18 protein-coding genes are annotated in these 21,682 nt (G+C 73.1%); 11 read left to right on the top strand and 7 right to left on the bottom strand.

The window, feature by feature from the left end; all coding sequences use genetic code 11:
* Nucleotides 1–11: 11 nt before the first annotated feature.
* The 3 genes from DEJ49_RS04165 to DEJ49_RS04155 all read left to right on the top strand — a co-directional run bounded on the left by DEJ49_RS04165 (nucleotide 12) and on the right by DEJ49_RS04155 (nucleotide 4,054).
* Nucleotides 12–1,043 (top strand): asparaginase, encoded by a 1,032-nt coding sequence (locus DEJ49_RS04165; RefSeq protein WP_223832721.1) that lies wholly within the window; start codon nucleotides 12–14, stop codon nucleotides 1,041–1,043.
* A 156-nt stretch (nucleotides 1,044–1,199) separates the two neighbouring features.
* Entirely contained in the window at nucleotides 1,200–2,609 is a 1,410-nt protein-coding gene (gene aspA, locus DEJ49_RS04160) for an aspartate ammonia-lyase (protein WP_150182492.1), read from the top strand.
* Nucleotides 2,610–2,770: 161 nt separating this feature from the next.
* Nucleotides 2,771–4,054, top strand: a complete 1,284-nt coding sequence (locus DEJ49_RS04155; RefSeq protein WP_150188043.1) for a phosphatase PAP2 family protein — start codon at nucleotides 2,771–2,773, stop codon at nucleotides 4,052–4,054.
* Between the two features lie 34 nt (nucleotides 4,055–4,088).
* Here DEJ49_RS04155 and DEJ49_RS04150 read toward each other — a convergent pair whose 3' ends face one another.
* The 5 genes from DEJ49_RS04150 to DEJ49_RS04130 form a co-directional block, all read right to left on the bottom strand.
* On the bottom strand, nucleotides 4,089–4,781 hold the full coding sequence (locus tag DEJ49_RS04150) for an HAD family hydrolase (RefSeq protein ID WP_411757135.1): 693 nt from the start codon (nucleotides 4,779–4,781) through the stop codon (nucleotides 4,089–4,091).
* 26 nt (nucleotides 4,782–4,807) lie between these two features.
* Nucleotides 4,808–5,290 (bottom strand): Lrp/AsnC family transcriptional regulator, encoded by a 483-nt coding sequence (locus DEJ49_RS04145; RefSeq protein ID WP_150182490.1) that lies wholly within the window; start codon nucleotides 5,288–5,290, stop codon nucleotides 4,808–4,810.
* A gap of 103 nt (nucleotides 5,291–5,393) precedes the next feature.
* Nucleotides 5,394–6,707 carry a ricin-type beta-trefoil lectin domain protein gene (locus tag DEJ49_RS04140; RefSeq protein ID WP_223832720.1) on the bottom strand — a complete coding sequence of 438 codons (1,314 nt, stop codon included), beginning with the start codon at nucleotides 6,705–6,707 and terminating at the stop codon, nucleotides 5,394–5,396.
* Between the two features lie 115 nt (nucleotides 6,708–6,822).
* Complete coding sequence (locus tag DEJ49_RS04135; RefSeq protein WP_150182488.1) at nucleotides 6,823–8,343, bottom strand: MFS transporter; 1,521 nt, start codon at nucleotides 8,341–8,343, stop codon at nucleotides 6,823–6,825.
* Between the two features lie 106 nt (nucleotides 8,344–8,449).
* On the bottom strand, nucleotides 8,450–9,625 hold the full coding sequence (locus tag DEJ49_RS04130) for an alpha-hydroxy-acid oxidizing protein (RefSeq protein WP_150182486.1): 1,176 nt from the start codon (nucleotides 9,623–9,625) through the stop codon (nucleotides 8,450–8,452).
* Between the two features lie 250 nt (nucleotides 9,626–9,875).
* Here DEJ49_RS04130 and DEJ49_RS04125 point away from each other — a divergent pair, with 250 nt between their 5' ends.
* A complete protein-coding gene (locus DEJ49_RS04125) occupies nucleotides 9,876–10,301 on the top strand; it encodes an ATP-binding protein (protein ID WP_223832719.1) in 426 nt (141 codons plus the stop codon).
* Nucleotides 10,302–10,439: 138 nt separating this feature from the next.
* Here the strand turns inward: DEJ49_RS04125 and DEJ49_RS04120 are convergent, their stop codons facing one another.
* Together DEJ49_RS04120 and DEJ49_RS04115 are read right to left on the bottom strand one after the other, a co-directional pair.
* Complete coding sequence (locus DEJ49_RS04120) at nucleotides 10,440–12,392, bottom strand: Hsp70 family protein (RefSeq protein ID WP_150182484.1); 1,953 nt, start codon at nucleotides 12,390–12,392, stop codon at nucleotides 10,440–10,442.
* A gap of 3 nt (nucleotides 12,393–12,395) precedes the next feature.
* A complete protein-coding gene (locus tag DEJ49_RS04115) occupies nucleotides 12,396–13,337 on the bottom strand; it encodes a hypothetical protein (RefSeq protein ID WP_150182482.1) in 942 nt (313 codons plus the stop codon).
* Nucleotides 13,338–13,608: 271 nt separating this feature from the next.
* Between DEJ49_RS04115 and DEJ49_RS04110 the strand changes: the two genes are divergently transcribed.
* From DEJ49_RS04110 to DEJ49_RS04080, 7 genes are read left to right on the top strand one after another with little or no spacing between them, the layout of a single operon-like run.
* On the top strand, nucleotides 13,609–14,244 hold the full coding sequence (locus tag DEJ49_RS04110) for an RNA polymerase sigma factor (RefSeq protein ID WP_223832718.1): 636 nt from the start codon (nucleotides 13,609–13,611) through the stop codon (nucleotides 14,242–14,244).
* Entirely contained in the window at nucleotides 14,231–14,458 is a 228-nt protein-coding gene (locus tag DEJ49_RS04105) for a hypothetical protein (RefSeq protein ID WP_150182480.1), read from the top strand. Before DEJ49_RS04110 ends, DEJ49_RS04105 begins: the two co-directional genes overlap by 14 nt.
* Nucleotides 14,458–16,773 (top strand): Hsp70 family protein, encoded by a 2,316-nt coding sequence (locus DEJ49_RS04100; protein WP_150182478.1) that lies wholly within the window; start codon nucleotides 14,458–14,460, stop codon nucleotides 16,771–16,773. The genes DEJ49_RS04105 and DEJ49_RS04100 overlap by 1 nt, the downstream gene beginning before the upstream one ends.
* A 16-nt stretch (nucleotides 16,774–16,789) precedes the next feature.
* Nucleotides 16,790–18,781, top strand: a complete 1,992-nt coding sequence (locus DEJ49_RS04095; RefSeq protein ID WP_150182476.1) for a dynamin family protein — start codon at nucleotides 16,790–16,792, stop codon at nucleotides 18,779–18,781.
* The gene (locus DEJ49_RS04090) at nucleotides 18,778–19,485 is read left to right on the top strand and encodes a hypothetical protein (RefSeq protein WP_150182474.1); all 708 of its coding nucleotides are present in this window, start codon (nucleotides 18,778–18,780) and stop codon (nucleotides 19,483–19,485) included. Before DEJ49_RS04095 ends, DEJ49_RS04090 begins: the two co-directional genes overlap by 4 nt.
* Nucleotides 19,478–20,113: a hypothetical protein gene (locus DEJ49_RS04085; RefSeq protein WP_150182472.1), complete on the top strand. Its 636-nt coding sequence runs from the start codon at nucleotides 19,478–19,480 to the stop codon at nucleotides 20,111–20,113. Before DEJ49_RS04090 ends, DEJ49_RS04085 begins: the two co-directional genes overlap by 8 nt.
* Nucleotides 20,103–21,668 (top strand): dynamin family protein, encoded by a 1,566-nt coding sequence (locus DEJ49_RS04080; RefSeq protein WP_150182470.1) that lies wholly within the window; start codon nucleotides 20,103–20,105, stop codon nucleotides 21,666–21,668. The genes DEJ49_RS04085 and DEJ49_RS04080 overlap by 11 nt, the downstream gene beginning before the upstream one ends.
* Nucleotides 21,669–21,682: the final 14 nt, after the last annotated feature.

Genomic DNA, 21,682 nt, shown 5'->3' with positions numbered 1-21,682 from the left:
GGCATACGGACGTGGACGCACAGACGCGACAGACGCGACGGATCGTCGTCATCAGCACCGGCGGGACGATCGCGAGCCGTTGGCAGGGGACCGGGTTCGCCGCCGACGCGCCCGGCCGCGAGGTGCTCGCCACGGCGGCGATACCCCAGGACATCACCTCCGAGGTCATCGACCTGTTCAACGTGAACAGCCCGCGTCTGACCTCCGCCCAGCAGCTCACCCTCCTGCGCACCGTGCACGAGGTCCTCGCCGACCCCGGCGTCGACGGCATCGTCGTCACGCACGGCACGGACACGCTGGAGGAGTCCGCCTTCCTCCTCGACCTGTACCACGACGACCCCCGGCCGGTCGTCTTCACCGGCGCGCAGAAGCCGCTCGGCGCCGAGGACGGCGACGGGCCCGGCAACCTGTACGACGCGCTGCTCACCGCCGCGACCGTGCGTGACCTCGGTGTGCTGGTCGTCTTCGACGGCAAGGTGCACGCGGCGCGCGGCACGGTGAAGACGCAGACCCTCGCCGCCGACGCGTTCGCCGATCCGTCGGGGCCGCCCGTCGGCAAGGTCGGCTTCGGCAAGATCTCGATCCTGCGCCGTCCGCAGCGGCCCGCGCCGCTGCCGCTGCCTCCGGCCGACGCGACGCTGCCGCGCATCGACATGGTCATGCACCACGTGGACGCGGATCCGCTGTTCGTGGAGACGGCCGTCGCGGCGGGTGCGCAGGGCATCGTGCTCGTCGCCACGGGGGCGGGCAATGCGACGCCCGAGTTCGTGGGTGCCGTCACGGCGGCGATCGAGCGGGGTGTTCTGGTGGCCCTCACGACGCGTGTTCAGGGTGGGCCCGTCACCGAGATCTATACGCACGGCGGTGCGGTCGACCTCGCGGCGGCGGGGGCGGTGCTCACGGGGACGTTGCGGGCGGGGCAGGGGCGGAGTGCGGTGCTTGCGGCGCTCCTCTCGGCTTCCGGGCCGGCGGAGCGGGTTTCTTGCCTGCGCCATGTCGTCGGTTCCGCGGGGGTGGGCCGGGGCGAGGCCGCTGCCGCCTGAGTGTTTTTGTCTGCGGGCCGGACGTGGCTGGTCGCGCAGTTCCCCGCGCCCCTGGGCGGCGCCTTGTCCCGCCTGCGAAGAGAGTTAAGGGCGCCCACCCCCCCGTACAGAACCAAACGGCGCCCCCGCGCCCGGAAGAGAAACACGTACCGCATCATGAGCACCGTCCCCGTCCCCGCCCTCCGTCGCGAGCACGATCTGCTCGGGGAGCGGGACGTTCCCGCCGATGTCTACTGGGGCATTCACTCCCTCAGGGCCACGGAGAACTTCCCCATCACCGGTATCCCCATCTCCGTGTACCCGCAGCTCATCGACGCGCTCGCCGCCGTCAAGGAGGCCGCGGCCCGGGCCAACGAGGAGCTGGGTCTGCTTCCGAAGGTGAAGGCCGATGCGATCGCGGCCGCGTGCCGGGAGATCCGCTCGGGGCGCCTGCACGATCAGTTCGTCGTCGACGTCATCCAGGGCGGCGCCGGTACCTCCACCAACATGAACGCCAACGAGGTCGTCGCCAACCGGGCGCTGGAGCTCCTCGGGCACCCCAAGGGCGCGTACGAGCACCTGCACCCCAACGAGGACGTCAACCTCAGCCAGTCCACCAATGACGTGTATCCGACCGCCGTGAAGGTCGCGACCGTCAGCGCCGTGCACGGACTGCTGCGCGCCATGGCGGTCGTGCAGGACGCGTTCGCAGCCAAGGCGCTGGAGTTCCGCGACGTCCTGAAGATGGGGCGCACCCAGCTCCAGGACGCCGTGCCGATGACGCTCGGCCAGGAGTTCTCCGCGTACGCCGTGATGATCGACGAGGACCGCGCGCGGCTCGCCGAGGCCGTCGAGCTCATCCACGAGATCAACCTCGGCGCCACCGCCATCGGTACGGGACTCAACGCCCCCGCCGGGTACGCCGAGACGGCCCGCCGGCACCTCGCCGAGATCACCGGCATGCCGCTGGTGACCGCCGCCAACCTGGTCGAGGCGACCCAGGACTGCGGCGCCTTCGTGCACCTGTCCGGCGTCCTGAAGCGGATCGCCGTCAAGCTCTCCAAGAGCTGCAACGACCTGCGGCTTCTTTCGTCCGGCCCGCGCGCGGGGCTCAACGAGATCAATCTGCCGCCCGTGCAGGCCGGATCCAGCATCATGCCCGGCAAGGTCAACCCGGTCATCCCCGAGGTCGTCAACCAGGTCGCCTTCGAGGTGATCGGCAACGACGTCACCATCACGATGGCCGCCGAGGCGGGTCAGCTCCAGCTCAACGCGTTCGAGCCGGTCATCCTGCACTCGCTCGCCAAGAGCATCACCTCGCTGCGCGCCGCCTGCCTGACGCTCGCCGAGCGGTGCGTGACGGGCATCACCGCCAACACGGAGGTGCTGCGCGCCTCGGTGGAGACCTCCATCGGCCTGGTCACGGCGCTCAACCCGCACATCGGGTACACCGCGGCCACCGAGATCGCACAGGAGGCCCTGAGCACGGGCCGGGGCGTCGCGGAACTGGTTCTCGAGAAGGGCCTGCTGCCCGCGGAGCGCCTCGCGGAGCTGCTCACCCCGGAGCGGGTGGCCGGAGCCGCCTGACCGCAGCCGTGCTCGGATAGCATGATCCGGCCCCGGCGAGAGTGGACTATTTCAGCCCACGCACCTAACAAACGGCCAGACCATTGATATCTGAAGCACCGCGGATATCTCCGCGCAAAGACCGCACCGAGCTGATCTCCGCCCTGCGCCGCCCCCGCGTGCTGCTGTGGACCGCGGCGGGCGTGGTGACCCTCGGGTTCCTCGTCGCGCTGGAGATCGCCTCGCGGCACTACGGCCTGCCGGGGCCGATCACCGCCCAGGCGAGCGAGGTGATCTTCGCGCCGAAGTCGGGGCCGCTGCTGTACGCGAGCATGGCGCTGATGATGGTCGTGCTCACCTGGCGGCAGCGGTTCATCGCCTTCGGCGTCGCCGTCGGCATCGACATCGTGTTCTTCCTGGTGCGGCTCGCGGTCGGCGCCGACATGATGTTCGGCAACGGCGCGCTGTGGGTGATCCTGGGCACCGGGGTCATCGCCGTCACCCGCCGCACCGGGCCGGAACGCGTGCTTCTCCTGAAGGGCGTCGGCCTGGGGCTGCTGCTCGTGGCCGGGCGCAAGACCGGGGACGCCTGGCTGCTCATCACCTCGAAGACCCGCCCGACGGTCCTCGACCCGTACGTCGCCGTCGCCGACCACGCACTGGGCAACCCGTCGTGGCTGGTGGGCCGCGCGGTCGAGGCGACGGGGCCGGTCGGCTCGACCGTCCTGGACTGGGTCTACATCCAGCTCGCGGTGGCCGCGGTCTGCGTCTCGCTCTACCAGCTGCGCAACGTCGCCACCGAGGGCCGCTTCCCCGGCCACTACCTGGTGCGCACCTTCCTGGTCATCGGCCTGGTCGGGCCGGCCATCTACATGGTCTTCCCGGTGGTCGGGCCGATCTTCGCGTACGGGGAAGGGGCCTTCGGCACCGGCGGCAGCCAGTGGGCGCTCGCCGAGCTGTGGCCGCACACGGCGCCGCCCCTCACCGACCCGCACGCGATGCCGTACGACGGGTTCACCCCGCGCAACTGCATGCCCAGCCTGCACACGGCATGGGCCACCGCGATCTTCATCCACTCCCGCAAGGGGCCGCGCTGGCTCCGGTACGCGGGCACCTTCTGGCTGGTCGCGACGCTCGGCGCCACCCTGGGCTTCGGCTACCACTACGGCGCGGACCTCATCGCGGGCGTCGTGTTCGCCTTCACCATCGACGCGGCGGTGCGCTCGTTCGACCGCGGCTGGGACCGGTCGGCGGTCCGGCTCGTCGCCTACGGCACCGCCGTGTTCACCGCGCTCCTGGTGGCGTACCGCTATCTGCCGGTGCAGATGGCCGAGTACCCGTGGGTGGCGGGACCGCTGCTCATCCTCGCGATGGCCTCCGTGGTCCAGGGCTACATGTGGACGACGAAGCTGTGGGAGCCGAAGCCCGTGCCCGCCGAACCGGAGCCCCAGCCCGAGCTGGTCTGAGAGCCTGTGCCATGACACAGGCTCTGAGCGGTTCTCAGCGGTCGCGGCCCTCCGCCAGCACGTCCAGCGCGGCCTGCGCCGTGAACTCCCGCTGTCCGCCCCGGAACAGCAGCTCCGCGTCCGCGAAGGCCGGGTCGTCCGCGTGGGCGGCGACGTACGGGATCGCGACGCACCGCATACCCGCCGCGTGCGCCGCCGCGGCACCCGGCGCCGCGTCCTCGAAGACCACGCAGTCCGCGGGCTCCGCGCCGAGCAGCGCGGCCGCCGCGAGGAACACGTCCGGCGCGGGCTTGCCGCGCGGCACCTCCTCGGCGGAGACGAACGTCGTCAGCAGGGCGTCCAGGCCCGTGCCGGCCAGGATCGCCCCGATGGCCGCGCGCGAGGAACCGGACGCCACCGCCATCGGCACTCCCGCGTCGTGCAGCCGCTCGACGAGCTTGCGCATCTCCGGGTAGACGGGGGTCCGGGCGCGGGCGAGCGCCAGATAGCGGCGGTCGAGGTCGGCGAGCAGCTCCGCCACGGATGCCGCTATCCCGTACTCCCGCCGCCAGAGCGCGAGCGTCTCGTGGGAGCTGATGCCGACGTACTGCTCGTTGTCGGCCCAGGTGTACTCCCGGCCCGTGCGGTCGGCGAGCAGGGCCCGCGACGCTTCGTAGTAGTTGGGTTCGCTGTCCACGAGGGTGCCGTCGAGGTCGAGGACGACCGCGGTCCTGCCGAAGGTGCTCACGGCCCCCAGCATGCCAAACAGCCAGGTCAAGCCTGTCCGCCGACGGACCTGCCGACCGACTCGACCAGCGGGAGCAGCCGGTGCGGCACCCGCTCCCGCAGCGCCATCTCCGTCCGCGTGCGCACGACCCCCGGCAGGTTGATCAGCCGCTGCACGACGTCCTCCAGGTGCCCGTTGTCGCGGGCCGCGACGCGGGTCAGGAGGTCGCCGCCGCCCGTGATCGAGTGCGCCTCGATGATCTCCGGCACGGCGGCGAGCGCGTCCCCCACCTCGTCCAGGTGCCCCTGCGTGACCTCGATGTGGACGAAGGCGAGCACGGGGTGACCGAGCGCGGCGGGGGAGAGGAAGGGCCCCGTGCCGGTGATCACGCCGTCCCGCTCCATGCGGTCGAGCCTGGCCTGGAGCGTGCCGCGGGCGATACCGAGGACGCGGGCGTACTCGCGCAGGCTGGTGCGGGGCTGCTCCAGCAGCAGCCGGAGGATGCGGGTGTCGAGTTCGTCGACGGCCATGGTCCGAGGTTCTCCCAGGTGGGCGGGGGTGATCGCAGGTGACTGTAGCCGCTCGGGCCGTGCCTGCGGACGCGCCCGCCCACCGGGATGCGCCATCGGCGGGTTACTTGGGCATGACCCAGATCTGCCGTTTGTACGTGTTCGCCGCGGACAGCTGGACCTTGGTGCCGTTGGCGGTGGAGCCGCCCTTCACGTCGAGGACCTTGCCTGACGCGACGTGCACGATCTGGCCCTTGGCGTTGACCTTCCAGCGCTGGGCCGCGCCGCCGTTGCAGTCGTACAGGGAGATCTTGTTGCCGTTGGTGCTCGGGTTGCGGTAGTTGTCCAGGCACTTGCCGAGCGCGCGGATCGTGCCGTCCTGCTGCGGGATCCAGGACTGCCCGGGACCGCTGTTGCAGGTGTAGAGCTGGATCTGCGTGCCGTTGGCCGCCTTGCCGCCCTTGACGTCGAGGCACTTGCGGCCGAGACCGGTCACCTTGCCCTGCGGGGGCGGCACCGCGCCGCCGCCGCGCGCGAGGTGACGCAGGCCCTGCATGTCGTACTGCTGGACGTAGGTGCCCGCGCGCTTGTCCTGGTACGCGTTGGTTGGCGTGCACATCACGGGGAACTGGCCGGAGTCCGACCCCTTGACGCAGTCGCCGCGGGTCGCGCTGCGGTTGGCGTGCGCCAGGCCCATCGTGTGCCCGAGCTCGTGGCTGATGTGGTTGCGGAAATACGTTTCACCCATGGACGGGGCGGGCTTGCCGGCCGACGTCAGGAACTCGTCGTCGATGTACGCGTGCCCGCTGGTCACCGTGTCGGCGAGGGACGAGGCGTAGAAGCCGCAGCTCAAATTCTTGCTGCCGGAGCCGTCACGGACCACCTTCCAGTCCTGCGAGCCCCCGTCGGCGGGCGGGACGCAGGGCCGGTGCAGCACACCGACGATGATCTCGCCCCTGGGCCGGACGTAGTCCCAGCCGACCGGCCGCGTGTCGACCTTCACCGGGAGCGTCGTGACGCGCTGGAGGTCGGCGGCGGACTTCTTCACGTACGGCGCCAGCCAGTCCGCGGACTTCTTGTCGTAGAACTTGATGGTGTAGCCGGTGGTGAGGTACTTCGACGCGCCGCCCGACTGCCAGCCCGTGCCGTGCGGGGCGGCGGCCGCGGCACGCCCGGACGATCCCGACGGCGCCGCGGAGCGGGCCACGGGCGTCGACTTCAGTGACATGACGCCGTTCTCGAACGTCGTGCCGTCGGAGCGGGTGGCGCCGAAGTCCTCCGCCTCGGCGGCCGGGTGCACCGCGGCCGGCTCGTCGTCGCCGCCGGTGCCGAAGGCGGCGGGCGACAGCTGGAGCCCCGCCACGACGGCCGCCGCGGCGCCCACGCCGGCCATCGCCATGCGGCGCTTGCGTGCGCCGCGCTTGCGTATGGAACTCAATTCCCCGTTGTCCTCTCACTGCGCATCACTGCCGAGTCGCTCTCGAACAGACCCACAGATGATAGGGGTGAACTGGGGGGCGGTTGTTGCCAGTTGTGCCGCACGGTCCATCCGGTCAGTGCGCGTCCTCCGTCGGGCGCAGGTTCTTCGGGATCTTCGCCCAGGTGAGCGCCGCGGCGGCCAGTGGCAGCGCGGCCGCCATCAGGAACGTCGGCGTCATCCCGGAGGTGAACGCCCCGGCGGCCCGCGAAAGGAGATCGGCACCGGCCGGGCCCGTGAGCTCGGACGCCACCCGGGCCGCCTCGCCGATCGAGTCGCGCACGGACGCCGTGGTGTCCGCAGCGAGACCCAGGTCGGGCAGGTTCACGCGGTACAGCGCGGTGGCGACGCTGCCGAGCACGGCCACGCCCATCGCGGCGCCCAGCTCGTAACAGGTCTCCTCGACCGCCGCCGCGCCGCTGACGTCCTCGGCCGGGGTGGCGGCCATCAGCGTCACGGACGCGGCGGTCGTCGCGATGCCGACGCCGCAGCCGAGCACGCCGAGCGCCACGGCGACCTCGCCGTAGCCGAGCGGCCCGGACAGCTGGAGCAGCCACGGCAGGGAGAGCCCCGCCGTCATCAGGAGCAGCCCGCCGCCCATGACGTGGCGGATCGGCAGGCGGTGCATCAGCGCCGGGGTGACCAGCGAGGTCAGGACCAGGCCGAGCGGCGCGGGCAGCAGGCGGACGCCCGCTTCCAGAGGGCTGTAGCCCTCGCCGTACTGGAACCACTGGGTGATCAGGAACAGCGCCGAGCCCAGCGCGATCATGCCGAGGAAGATCGAGGCAGCGGCGATGGCGAAGGGCCGGGACGCGAAGAGGCGTACCCGCAGCAGCGGGTGGGTCAGGCGCAGCTGGCGGCGTACGAAGACCGTGAGGGTCACCGCGGCGACGGCGAGGAGCGCCCAGGCGACGGGGTCGGCGGGGCCGCCCTTGCCGAGCTGCTTGATGCCGCCCGCGAGGGCGAGCATGCCGACGACGGACTGGCCGACGCCCCACCAGTCCCAGCGGCCCTCGCGGGGCTGCCGGGACTCGGGCAGGATCCACAGGCCGAGCGCGATGATCACCAGCGCGACCGGGATGTTGACCAGGAACGCCGACTGCCAGCCGTTGTGCTCGACGAGGAGACCGCCGACGACGGGACCGAGCGCCATGCCGCCGCCGAAGACGGCCGACCACACCGCGTAGGCGAGGGCGCGCTCGCGGGCGTCGGTGAAGACCGCCCGCAGGATCGACAGGGTGGCCGGCATGATCGTCGCGCCGCCGGCGCCGAGCAGCGCGCGGGCCGCGATGACCTGCCACGCGGCGGTCGCGAAGACGGCGAGCAGCGAGGCGGCGGCGAAGACGCCGAAGCCGATCAGGAGCAGCCGCTTGCGGCCCCACCGGTCGCCGAGCGCACCCGCGGTCACGAGGAGGCCGGAGAGCACGAGGGCGTAGACGTCGATGATCCACAGCTGCTGCACGGAGCTGGGCCGCAGATCGGCGACGAGGGAGGGGAAGGCGACGTTCAGGATCGTGGTGTCCATGGCGATCAGCAGGAGGCTGCCGGAGAGGATCGCGAGGACGGCCCAGCGCCGTGGATCACGCTGCGGGGTCATGTGGGGTAACACCTCAGTTTCGAATGAGACATAAATGTCTCACAGGAAACGTACAAGTGTCTACTGAGCCGCCTGGGATGCCTGGGGTGCCGGGCGCCTTCCTACGTCACCGCACGCGCTGGAGCGCCTCCGGAGTGAGGTCCGCGAGCGTCGGATAGCCGTCGACCGCCATCAGCAGGTCCGCCTCGGCGAGGAGCGAGCGCAGTACGTGCGTGACGCCGTCGGCGCCGCCCATGCCCAGTCCGTACGCGTACGGGCGGCCCACACCCACGGCGGTGGCCCCGAGCGCAACGGCCTTGACGATGTCCGCGCCGCTGCGCACCCCCGAGTCGAAGAGGACGGGCAGTCCCTCGGCGGCCTCGACGACCGCGGGCAGCACGTCGAGCGCGGGCAGTCCGCCGTTGGCCTGGCGGCCGCCGTGGTTGGAGCAGTAGATGCCGTCCACGCCGCCGTCCCTGGCCCGGCGCACGTCCTCCGGGTGGCAGAGCCCCTTCACGATCAGGGGCAGCGAGGTCAGGGAGCGCAGCCACGGCAGGTCGTCCCAGGTCAGCGGATTGCCGAAGACCTGCACCCAGGTGAGCACCGCGGACTGCATGTCCTGCTCGGGGTCGGCGGGCAGCCGCGCGCGGAACACCGGGTCGCTCGTGTAGTTGGCCAGGCAGTGGCCGCGCAGCTGCGGGAAGTTGGAGGTGCTCAGGTCGCGCGGGCGCCACCCGGTGATCCAGGTGTCCATGGTCACGACGATGCCCTTGAACCCGGACTTCTCCGCCCGGCGGACGAGACTCTCGGCGAGCGCGCGGTCGGTCGGCGTGTACAGCTGGAACAGGCCGGGCGTCCCGCCGAGCTCGGCGGCTACCTCCTCCATCGGGTCGGCGGACAGCGTCGAGGCGATCATCGGGACCCCGGTCCGCGCGGCCGCCCGCGCGGTCGCCAGATCGCCGTGCCCGTCCTGCGTACAGATCCCGAGGACACCGATGGGCGCCATGAACAGCGGGGAGGGCAGCGTCATGCCGAACAGGTCGACGGACAGGTCGCGCTCCGTGGCCCCCACGAACATCCGCGGGATCAGCCCCCACCGCTCGAACGCGGTGACGTTGGCGTCCTGCGTGCGCTCGTCACCCGCGCCGCCCGCGACGTACGAGACGACGGAGGGCGGCATCGCGGCCTGGGCGCGCGCCTCCCACTCCGCGTACTTCATCGGGTAATCGGGCACGACGCCGCGCAGACCGTCGAGGTAGATCTCGTCCTGGTAGTCCTTGAAGGGGCGGGGCGTCGGTCGCATGGGCGGCCTTTCCGGTACGGGGGATCGGCTGGCCGCTCAGTGTTGTTCGAAGCCGATGTCAGGGTCAATGCACGGTGGTCATATGCGGTCCGGTGGATGTTCGAGGAAGTGCCGGCGGGCGGATTGGTGATCTGTGCGCGGGGGCATCACCGTGAGGCAGGACAGGTCGCGCCGGATGAGCGACGACCCCGGTGGCGACATGGTTCGCGGGTGGACGCCGGTCTGTCTATGGGGAGGGGAGTGAGCTGCCATGCGTGCGCACCAGCGCGCCCGACGGCCCACGGAGCGGGTGGAGTACGCCCTGCCGCAGGAGCCCGCGTCGGCGGGCCGGGCGCGGCGACTGGCCTCGGCGTTCCTCGCCGGGTCCCGGCGCCGCAAGACCGAGGTGGACGCCGAGCGGATGGACGACGCCGCGCTGATCGTCTCCGAGCTCGTGTCCAACGCGCTGCGGCACGGACGCGGCGGCTGCAGGCTGCGCGTCGAGGTGTCCGGCGCGCGGGTGACCGTGGCGGTCACCGACGCCTGCCCCGAGCGTCCACGGTTCCAGAAACACGGCATGGACAGCGCGGAGAAGGAGAGCGGGCGCGGTCTGGCGATGGTCGGCCTGCTGACCCACCGGCTCGAGGTCGTGGGGGCACACCGCGGGGGCAAGACGGTGCGGGCGGTGCTGGCCTGAGGCCCTGCTGCCGAGGGCCCGACCGGGCGGCGGCCGCCCGGCCGGGGGCATGACCGCATCCCGCAGCCACTGGCCGCTCCAGTCCTCACGGCGACCACCCGGCCGCGCGGCATGCACAGGCCCCGCGCCGTCGGCCGGTCAGGAGATTTCCAGCGCCGCCTCGTCCGCGAGCGCGGTCAGCTGCGCCGAGATGGCCGCCGAGACGTCGTGCACCAGCGTCTCGCCGGTCTCCGTGAGGAACTGCTCCGCCATCTTCTGCGCCAGCTCGGCCTCCGTCGACGCCGCCTTCCCGCGCAGCTTCGACGCGAGCGCGGCCTCCGAGCGCGCGTGCCGCACCCACATCGGGATGTCGGCGGTACGCATCCGGCGCATCACCTCGTCCTTGCCGACGGACAGCCCCCACAGGATGAACCCGAACGTGACCAGGACCGCGAACGGTCCTGTCGTCGCGATGAGCGCGGTGCCCGTGCCGAACAGCACGGTCGCCACGACCGTCGCGATGGCGACGTTCACCACGCGCGCCACGTTCTCCACGATGTCGGTCGCCGCGCCCATGTCGACCCGGACCGTGAACTCGCCCGAGCCCGTGACGGTGACCTCGGGCAGCTCGAGGGCGTGCGCGGCGAGCCGCCACCGCTCCGCCAACGGGCGGGTCAGCTGCTCCAGTTCGGGTGCGATGCCGTTCTGCCAGTCGGCGATCACCTGCTTCAGCCGCGGGTCCGCGGGGTCCTTGAGCTCCGCGTCGACCCCGGCCGCGACCCGCTCCGCCATGTCCTGGAGCGTCACGTACTCGCGTTCGCGCCAGCGCCGGAACGCCGGGAGCACATGACGCTCCGTCACCCCGCCCGCCACGGCGGCGCCGAGGGCCCGTGCGAGCTCGGGCAGGTGCTCCCGCGCGATCTCCTCGACCGCCCCGCCGCGCAACAGGTCCGCGATCTCCTCGCGGAAACCCGCGGTGCGCACGGACGTGCGGCCCGCGAGCGCCAGACCGCGGGCGATGGCGAACTCCGGCTCCCTGCCGAGGGCCACCCGGTCCGGGTCGTCGACGAGTTCCCTGGCGATCGCGCGGACGAAGTCCATGCGGGAAGGACCACCGGTGAGCAGCACCAGATCGGCGGGTGCGGGCAGGTTCCCGAGGGCCGCGGCCAGGTCCTGCCGGAAGGCCTCCCGCCAGGACAGGCCGCCCAGCTCCGTGCGCGGGGAGTCGAGCACTTCCTGCATGTCGGTGTACGAGAGACGGATGTCGACCAGGACCTCCTCGCCGTCGTCCGCCTCCACGCTGTCCATCACGCCGATGCGCGACTTCGGGTTCACCGCCAGCTGCTGCTGGTCCGTGCGGAAGAACTCCTCCTTGGCCCTGCGGCAGAGGTATTCGAGGTAGCGGGCCTCGGCGGGGGAGACCGCGATGATCTTCTCCAGGAGCTTGCGCTGCGGGCTGCGCAGGACGAGGCGGCGGCAGATCTCCTTGTCGATCAGCGCGGCCCCGAGCCTGATGTTCCCGTGGTCGAGCGGACGGCCGCTGTGCTCCGAGACGTACGTGTAGTCCTGGGTCGACGCTCCGTTGTCCACGATCAGGACCGACCCGGTCACCTGGAGGGCCGACCCCGCCACCTCACCGGAGTCGCGTGCGTACAGCAGCGCGGCCCGGGACTCCGAGACGATCTCCACCTGGCCGGGGCAGAGCTCCCCCAGGATCTCCGCGTACCGCTCACGGGTCTCCCGCGGCCAGCCGGACGGCGTGCCGAACACCCACCGCAGCTCCTGGCCCGGGCGCGGCGGCGACGTTTCGAGGACGTCCGCGACGATCCGGGAGACGAACAGCCGCAGGGGCGTGCCGACTTCGGGCAGCTCCAGCTCCGGGCTCTTGAAGCCGAGGTACGGGCTGCCCTGACGGGCGGTGATCGCGCTCTCCCCGATGAGGACGCCCTCCGAGGAGTGGTCGAGCACCGCGGAGATGTGCCGTCGCCCCCTGCTGCCCGGCAGGTCGAGCAGCTCCGGCTGGGTGGTGCGGTCCGCCTGGACGGAGGCGAGGGCGGTCTCGCCGTGGCCCAGGTCGAAGCCGATGACGCGGATGTCGGCAGGTTCGGTCACGGGTCAGCCCTCCTCGGTGGGCGGCAGGGGACGGGGATGTCCGGGCGGTGGCGGCAGCGACGGCTCGGAGGCGGGCGGATGGTCGGTGTGCACGGCGAACGGGCCCGTGCCGGGCGGGTGGTCGGTGTGCGCGGCGAACGGGCCCACGGCGGGCGGCGCTGCTTCGGGGGCCGGCAGCGGCAGCACGGTGCCGCGGCGCAGCACCCGGGCGCCGTGGACGAGAGCGGGCACCCGGCAGCGACCCGGGAGGCCCGGCGCCGCCGGAGCGGTGAACGCGAAGAGCACGGCGGTGTGGGACGGGTCGCACGGGTCGTAGACGACGGTCTCCATGCCGCGCTGCAGCCGCAGCTTGTCGCGCAGCGAGACGACCTTGGCGAGCGCCAGGTCCGGGCTGCCGCGCTCGGCGGCGGAAAGCAGCCCGTGCAGCACCTCGACGAGGTCGTCGTCCTCGTGCCACGCCGGGTCGCCGGGCGGCGCGGCCGCCCAGGACAGGAAGGAACGGTCCACCGCTTCCAGGGCCTGGCCGATCGAGTCGAACAGCCGGTCCGTGAGGACCACGGGCGGGGGCGGCGGCGGAGGCGCCCACGGCGGAGGCGGTTCCCCGGCCCCGCCGCGCAGGAAGCGTACGAGCGGGTTCGGCGGCCGCACCGGCCTCGGCGGCCCGGTGGCGGGATGCGGCGCGTGCGGCGGTACGGGAGCGGCGGCGCGCACGCTCTGCAGCGAACGGCATACGGCGACGCGCACGGCGGCGACCGCGTCACGGACCGCGTCGCATCGCTCGCGCGGCAGCCCCTCCGCACGGGCCTCCCACTGTTCGTACACGCGCCCCAGCAGGAGGTCGGTCTCCCGCACGGCCTCGTGGACCGAAAGCTGCTCGCGGCGGCGCGCCGCCCCGGCACGCAGCCGGGCGAACAGCTCGCCGAGTCGGTCGTCGGCGTACGCCATCGCGTGCTCCCTCCGCCGGGGTTCGCAGCAGGACGCCTTCGGAACGCTGCCGACTTCGGACCGCCGCGGACCCCGGAAAGTTCCCGTCTCCCACCGATGGACCGGACGGCCTACGCGCATGTCCCGGGCCGCCCGTACTGCGACGGGACCACTTGCGCGGTGGTCGGGCTTCTTGGGGCGGCCCCGCAGGAGAGCCGCCCTACGGTGGGAACCGGCCGCGCTCCGCAGGGGGCGGCTCGCGCGGTCGCTCTCGGGGGACGGGTGATGCGTCGTGGACCTGACGCACGGCACGGCGGAACGTACATACGACGCGGCGCCACGCATGTCGGACGGCGAACTGGTGACGCGCTGCAGGTCGGGGGACCGGGAGGCCTTCGCCGCACTCGCCGCACGGCACCGGGCCAAGGTGTACGCCGTGTGCCTGCGGGTCACGGGGAACCCGGAGGACGCGGCCGACGCCGTGCAGGAGACGCTGACGCGCACGTGGCGCGGTCTGGTCGGCTTCCACGGCACCGCCCGCTTCTCCACCTGGCTCTACCGCATCACGGTCAACGCGGCGCTCGCCGAGGTGGAGCGGCGGGCCGCGCGGCCCCGGCCCGCCGGCCTCGACATGCCGGACGAGACGTACGACGTGCCCGCCGTCGCGGAACGCGTCGTGACGACGCTGTCGGTGCAGGCGGCCCTGGACCGGGTGCCCCCGGAGTTCCGGGCGGCGATCGTGCTGCGCGAGTGTCTCCAGTGCAGTTACGCGGAGGTCGGCGCCATCCTCGGCATCCCCCTCAACACGGTGAAGAGCCGGATCTCCCGCGCACGACAGGCCCTTCTCGTCCTGTTGGGACCGGTCCCCGACGAGGACGAGGGGGCGGGGGCGGGGGAGAGGCAGGAGGCCGGACGTGTCCGGCGCTGAGGGGCGGCGGTGGGCCGACATGTCGGTCTATCCCGATGTCGACCCCGAGCGGACCGGACCCGCGGCGCGGCTGTGCCGCCTCTCCGCGGCCATCGGGGACGTCCCGGACGACGCCTGCGCACCGGCCGACTGGGAGCGCATGGTGGCCCGCGCGACGCGCACGGAGACGGAGAGCCGAACGGACTGCCGAACGGAGAACCGAACGGAGAGCTGATGGAACAGCCCGTCCTCGCCGTCGACTTCGGGACCTCGGCGTCCTCGGCGGCGCTGCTGACCGACACGGGCACCGTCCTGCTCAAGGAAGGTGCGACCAGCTCGTGGACCTGGCCGTCGGCGGTCTGCCTGCGGGACGACACCCTGTTGATCGGCACCCCCGCGGAGAATCGCAAGAAGGTGCGACCCGAGCTCTACCGCGCGGAGTTCAAGCGCGACATCGGCCAGGACGCGCCGATCCCGCTCGGCGAACGGTCGTACGCACCGGGAGACCTCGTGGCCCGGGTGCTCGCGGCCTTCCGCGACGAGGCGGCCCGGCTGCTCGGCGCGGGCGTCGAGCGGGCGGTACTCACGGTCCCCGCCACCTACGGCCCCGCCGACTCCCGGCGCCAGGTGATGCTCGACGCCGCCCGTGCCGCCGGTTTCGGCGCCGTCGACCTGCTCGCCGAACCCGCCGCCGCCGCGTACGCACCCGTGGCGGGCCGGCCCGTCGAGCCCGGACAGACCGTTCTCGTCTACGACTTCGGCGGCGGCACCTTCGACGCCGCGCTGGTGCGCCTGCGCGAGGGAGGCAGCCACGAGGTGCTCGGACACGACGCGCTCGACGACTGCGGCGGCAGCGACGTCGACGCGCTGCTGGCCGCCGAGATCAGGGAGCGCGGGGGCGAGGCGATGGCGGCCCTGCTGCGCCCCTCGGCCGACACGGAGACGGCCCGCGCGGTGGCGCGCAGGAACGCTCTCGCGCTCGGAGACCTCGCACGCACCCTCAAACACCAGCTGAGCACGGACGGTTACGTGGACGGCGTCTTCGGTTCGACCGACATCCTCGTCCGGCTCGACCGCGAACGCTTCGTCGAGATCGTCGCGCCCCTCCTCGCCCGTACCGTCGACTGCTGCCGGAACCTCCTCTCCGCCGCCGAACTGACGGTGGAACAGGTGGACGCCGTGCTCCTGGTCGGCGGGACCACGCGCATGCCCGCCGTCGCCGACCTCGTCGGCAAGGAGCTCGGCCGTCCGCTGCGCCGTGTCGAGGACCCCGACGTGGCGGTGGCGCAGGGCGCCGCACGCTGGGCCTCGTACGCCGGTGAACGCCACCTCCTGCCCGTCGAACCGCCGCGCGGACAGCGGCCGTTGAGCTGGCGGATCACCGGGGACGCGGCGGAGCTCGTGCAGTGGCTGAAGGCGCCCGGCGAACCGTACGAGGCGGGCCAGGCGCTCGCCCTCGTGCGGTCGTCCGACGGCAGCCTGTGGGAGCTGCGCGCCGACCGGCGGCCGGGACGGCTCGTCGCCCGGCACGCGGCGGCAGGCCGGACCGTCGTGACGGGGGACTGGCTGGTCACGGTGAGCGCCCCACAAGCCCCGGCGGTCGGTGAGGCGGCCATCCGGCTCGCCGGGGGCGGCCTGCTGCGCACGGTCCGGCACGCGGGCGACAGCGAGGTCGTTCCGCCCGCGCTCAGCGCGGACGGCGCGTGGCTCGCCACCGGGGCCTCCGACGGCACGGCGTGCGTACTGGAGGTGGCCACCGGGCGGACCCCGACGACCGTCCGGCACCCCGGAGCCGTGCTGGCCGTGGCCGTGGCCGGGGGAGGAGACGACGGGGGTGTTCTGCTCGCCTCCGGCGCGCAGGGCCCCGAGGGCATGCTGAACCGGCGGTCCGGCCACGCCGAAGTGGTGTCCCCGCACACCGACTGGGTGCGCGCCGTCGCGGTGAGCGGTGACGGGCGGTGGTTCGCCACCGGGTCCGACGACGGCAGCGCACACGTGTGGGACGTGCCGGGGCGCCGCCGCGTCGCGACCCTGCGGCATCCGAGCTGGGTGCTCTCCCTCGCCCTGAGCGGCGACGGCCGCCTGCTGGCCACGGGGGACCGGGCCGGCACCTGCCGGGTCTGGTCGGTGGAGCACGGCCTGGAGACGTGGTCGATGCCGTACGGCGACGCCGTGAACGCCGTATCCCTGAGCGCGGACGGCGACGTGCTCGCCGTCGGCGTGCAGAGCGGGCGCGTGCACGCCTGGGACCTGCGGAGCGGGGAGTCCCTTCTGGCGCTCGACCACGCCGCCGGGGTGAACTCGGTCGCGCTCAGCGCGGACGGCGGTCTCCTCGCGGTCGCCGCGGCGCAGCGGACCGCCCAGGTGCTGGCAGTCGGCACGCGACACGTGCTGTGCGAGCTCGAGCATCCGGACGCGGTGACCGGTGTGTCCCTGAGCGGCGACGGCCGCCGCCTCGCCACCTCGTGCCAGGACGGCACGGTGCGGGTCTGGGCGCTCACCCGTGAGGACGCGACGGACGCGACGGACGCGACGGACGGGACGAACTGACGAAGGGGGAGAATCCATGCGTACGTACGACACGCTGCGGACGGAGGTCCTCGGCCTGTTCGATGTGCTGGCGCGGACGGCCGAGGAAGTCCGGGCGGCCGAGACGGAACGGCGTGTCGGCGCGGCCCGTGAGCGCCTGCGCGACAGCCGGCTGACCGTCGTCGTCTGCGGCGAGTTCAAGCGCGGCAAGTCCAGCCTCCTCGGCGCCCTCTTGGAGGACCCCGGCCTGTTCCCGGTGGACACGACGTACGCCACACGCCTCGTGACGTCGGTACGGTACGGCGACCCGGAGCGGATCACCGTCCTCCTGGACGGCGAGGACGGGACCCAGGAGGAGACACCGGAACGGCGCACCATCAGCCGGGCCGAGATCGCGGACTACGCCACCGAGGGCGGCAACCCCCACAACGTGCGGCGCGCCCGCCTGGTGGAGATCGAGACCCCCAACCCGCGCCTCGCCTCCGGCGTGACCGTCCTGGACACCCCCGGCGTGGGAGGTGTCTACCACGAGCACACCGCCGTGACCGCCGCCCTGCTGCCGAGCGCGGACGCCCTCCTCTTCGTCGCCGACGCCACCCAGCCGCTGACCGAGAGCGAGCTCGTCTTCCTGCGCCGGGCGGCCGAGGCCGCCGAGGTCACCGACGACGTGGACGGCATCGTCTTCGTCCTCACCAAGACGGACGTGCCCACGGACAGCGACGCCATCCGCGAGAACACCGTCGCCAAGCTCGCCGAGGTCACCGGCCGCCCCGCCGCGGAGCTGCGCCTGGTCGCCGTCTCGAACCTCGCCAAACTGCGCCACCTCGAAACGGGCGGCGAACGCCATCTGGAGCTGAGCAACTTCCCCGCTCTGGAAGCCCTGTTGTGGCAGGCCCTGGAGCGCCGTCGCGCCAAGCTCATCCTCGGCGGGGCCCTGGCCGACCTGGACGGAGCGGCGCTCGCGCTGCTGCGGCCCGTGGAGACCGAACTCGACGCGCTGGCCCGCCGCACCGAGGACGAACTCGCCCGCCTGACAGGGGAACTGGAGCAGCAGAAGGCACGCCTCGCGGGGCTCGGCAAGGGAGAGGCGGCCTGGCGGGCCGAACTGCGCCGCCAGTTCACCGCGCTCGCCCGCGCACTGCGCAGCGAGGGCCAGACAGGCATCGACCGGGTCTGGAACACCTTCCAGACCGACTACCTCTTCCGTGACATGTTCCTCGCCGCGCCCGAACACCTCGTCACCCAGCTGTCCTCGGACGCCGGCGCGGTCGTGTCGGGCGTGCACACGCTGGCACAGCGCCGGTCGGCGCAGATCCTGCGGGAGTTCAGCACCGCACAGGGCCTCGACCTCGCGGAGCAGAAGGTCGGCCCCTTGCCCGACCCGCCGGTGCCGCCGCTGAAGGTGACGGGCAGGCTCGGCGACGAACGGGCCCCGGGCGGCGGGATGCGGGCCGTGCGTGAGACGTCCTTCGGCACGACGACGGGCGCGGGCGTGGGCTTCGCCATCGGAAGCATCGCGCCCGGGGCCGGAAACCTGATCGGTCTCGCCGTGGGGGCGCTGATCGGTGCCGGCATCGGGCTCGCCGGCGCCGTCCGCGCCAACCGGCACTCCGACCGTCAGCAACAGCGGCACAGCCTGCAGACCGAGCTGGCGCCGCTCCGTGGCACGCAGCAGCGGCACATCGAGGACGCCGTCGCGGCGATGACCGATGACCTGATCGCCGCCGTCATGGCGGAGCTGGACAGCAGGATCCGCCAGGAGCACGAGAGCGTCACCGCCGCCTTGTCCCGGCTCAACGACGCGAAGGCGGCGACCCGCGCCCAGGCGGCCGAGCGCACCACGCGGCTGCGCGGACGGCGGGCGCCCCTCCTCGACGTACGCAGGAAGGCGGAGTCCCTGGCCGCGGAGGCGGCCGAGCTGGGGCGCGCGGAGCAGGAGCCGGGCGGCGGCGCGGGGTCGAGCGGAGACGCGGGGGTGCCCGTCGGCGAGACGGCCCTCGGCGACGACGGGGGGTGGGCGGACGCATGAGCTTCGAGGGCGTGTACGACGACAGTGATCCGCAGCCCGGCACCGACGAGGGCAGCACCTTCGAGGAGCCCCTGCTCCCGGACCCGACGGGCGACCTGGCACCGGCCCCGGACGTGGGCGGCCCGCCCCAAAGCAGCGCCCCCGCCGACTTCACCCCGGACCCGGACGCCACCGCCGGCTGGCACGAGCAGCAGGCCGGCCACAGCTGCGCCGTCGTCGGGCAGGAGTTCCTGATCGACCGTTTCACCGGTGTCGACCACACGGAGGAGGAACTGGCCGCCGTCGCCGAGGCCCACGACTGGTACCGACCGGGCGTCGGCACGCCCCTGGAGGACGTGGGCAATCTCCTGGAGTACTACGACGTGCCGGTCGAACGGAGCCAGGGCGAGTCGCTCGACAGCCTGTCGACGGCGCTGTCCGAGGGCGAGGGCGTGCTCGTCGCCCTCGACTCCGACGAACTGCTCGCCGCCGACCCGGAGACCCTCCGGCTCGCCGACGCGGCGGGCATACCCGGCCAGGGCGCCGACCACGTGGTCCAGGTCATCGGCTTCGACCGCAGCGACCCCGGCGATCCGCGGGTGATCCTCAACGACCCCGGACGTCCGGACGGGGCGGGGCTCGAAGTGCCCGAGGCGGACTTCCTCGCCGCCTGGGACGACTCGGAGAGGTTCACGGTCATCGCGGGAGGGAACCGGCATGCCTGATCCGTACGCGAAGACACCGCCGCAGCCCGGCGGATCCGGGCCCGTCAGCTCCGGCCCCGGTCACGGCCCGGGCCCCGGCCCCGTGCCCACAGCCGAACTCCTCGAACGCCTGCGCCGCATGCCGCTGTTCCGGCAGCTCGTCCCCATGGAGGCCGGCATCGGCTGGCCGGTGCCGCTGCGGCTGAGCCGCAGGTCCGGCGCCCCGAGGATCTGCCTGCGGCTGCCGCTCTTCGGCATGCACGCGCTGAGCGACGGCGGCGCCGAGCTGTTCCCGCCGTTCGCGACGGTCACCCTCGACCGCGCCACGGGCCGCCCCATGGAGTACGTCGATCTGCGCCTGACCCGGCCCTGGCCCCCGCCGGACGACACACGCCCGGTGGGAGTCTTCCCGCACAAGGCCCTGGACGGCACCGTCGGCGACTACCGCGCGGCCCGCCGGGAACTCCTCGGCCTCTACGACGACCTCTGCGAGAGCCTCGCCGCCCGAACCCCCTTCGCACGCGGGGCCCGCTTCACCGCCCTGCTCCGCACCCTGCTCGAACCGGGCCTCGAACCGTACTACCGGGCGCTCGGACCGGACTTCTTCACCCACTTCCTCGGCCGGGCGGAGGACCCCGGTGCTCCGTGACCGGGCCGAGACGGCCTTCGAGGCGGCACGCCGACTCCTGGGCCCGGGGCCGGAGTTCGACCATGCCCGGACGGTGCTGGCGGAGCAGCACGCCCGCATCACGGCACCCCTGCGGATCGCCCTCGTCGGCCGCGTCAGCTCCGGCAAGTCGACCCTGGTCAACGCCCTGCTCGGCGGGGACCGCGTGCCCACGGGCATCGAGGAGCTGACGTACAACGTCAACTGGTTGCGCCACGGCCCGGACAGAACCCTCACCGTGCACTACACCGACGGCGCGCCGCCTGAACGCCGCGACAACGACGAGCTGGAGGAGCTGACCGTACGCGCGAAGGGCACCCCGGAGCTGGCCCGACTGCTGCGCCGCATCGACTGTCTGGAGATCACCGACCCGCACCCCTACCTGCGCGCCTTCGACCTGATCGACACCCCGGGCCTTGACTCCCACTTCGGCGAGGACTCCGCGAACACGCTGCGGTTCCTCGCCCTGGACGAGGGCGATGTGCGGGCCGCGACGCTCGGGCAGGCCGCCAAGGCGGACGCCCTCGTGCTCGTCTTCGCGCGTGGCCTCGCCGCGTCGGAGGAGGAGCTGCTGCGGGACTTCACGGGCGCGGGCGTCTCGGGCGCCGGGCCCGTCACCACGGTCGGCGCGCTCACCAAGGTGGAGCTGTTCTGGCCCGCCCACGACGACCCGCTCGCCGAGGGCCGCCGGGTGGCCGGACGCCTGATGGGAGCGGCCGGGGCCCGGCGGCTCCTGTACGACCTGTGTCCGCTGGCGAGCCTGGTCGGCGCGGCCGCGGGCAGCTGCACGGACGACGACTTCGCCGACCTCGTGACCCTGGCCGGTCTCGCGCCGCGGGACCTGGCGGACCGGGTGTACTTCGGCGCCGACTTCGCCACGGGCGACATGCCGGACGTGCCGGTGCGGGCGGCCCGGCGCCGAGCGCTGCACGCCCGGTTCGGCGGCTACGGCATCGTGCTCGCGGCCCGGCTGATCCGCGACGGCGCCGACACCCGCGAGACGCTGCGGGCCGAGCTGTACCGCAGCAGTGGCATGGCCGACTTCCGCACCCTCCTCGCCGACCACTTCGGGCACCGCGCCGAACTCGTCAAACTGGCCCGTGCCGTCGCGCACCTGGCGGCACTGCCGGACCTCGGCGACGGCTCGCCCCGGGCCCGCGCGACACTGCGGCGGGCCGCGGCCGCGGTCACCCGCCTTGAACACGCCGAACACGCCTTCGCCGAACTCGCCGTGCTGCGCGGCCACTACAGCGGCGCCGTCCGGCTGGAGCCGCCCGAAGCGGCCGACCTGCTGCGGATCACCGGCGAGTACGGGCACACCCCGCACGCGCTCCTCGGTCTGCCCGCGGACGCCCCCGACACGGAGACCGCCGCGCGCGCCCGCGAACGCCTCACGCACTGGGCGGGCCTGACGGCCGACCCGGCGCACTCCGGGGCGACGCGCCGCGCCTGTCAGGTGGTCCGCCGCTCGTACGAGATGCTGGTCGACCGCTTGGACCGCCCCGGCCCGCACCGGACGTCCGGCCCCTACGAGTGACCTGCGGCCCGCCC

Origin of the sequence: Streptomyces venezuelae (genome assembly GCF_008642335.1) — a bacterium.
In the GTDB taxonomy this organism is placed as follows: Bacteria; Actinomycetota; Actinomycetes; order Streptomycetales; family Streptomycetaceae; genus Streptomyces; species Streptomyces venezuelae_F.
Note: the sequence above shows the minus strand (reverse complement) of the source record. Positions and strands in the feature narration are given on the sequence as shown.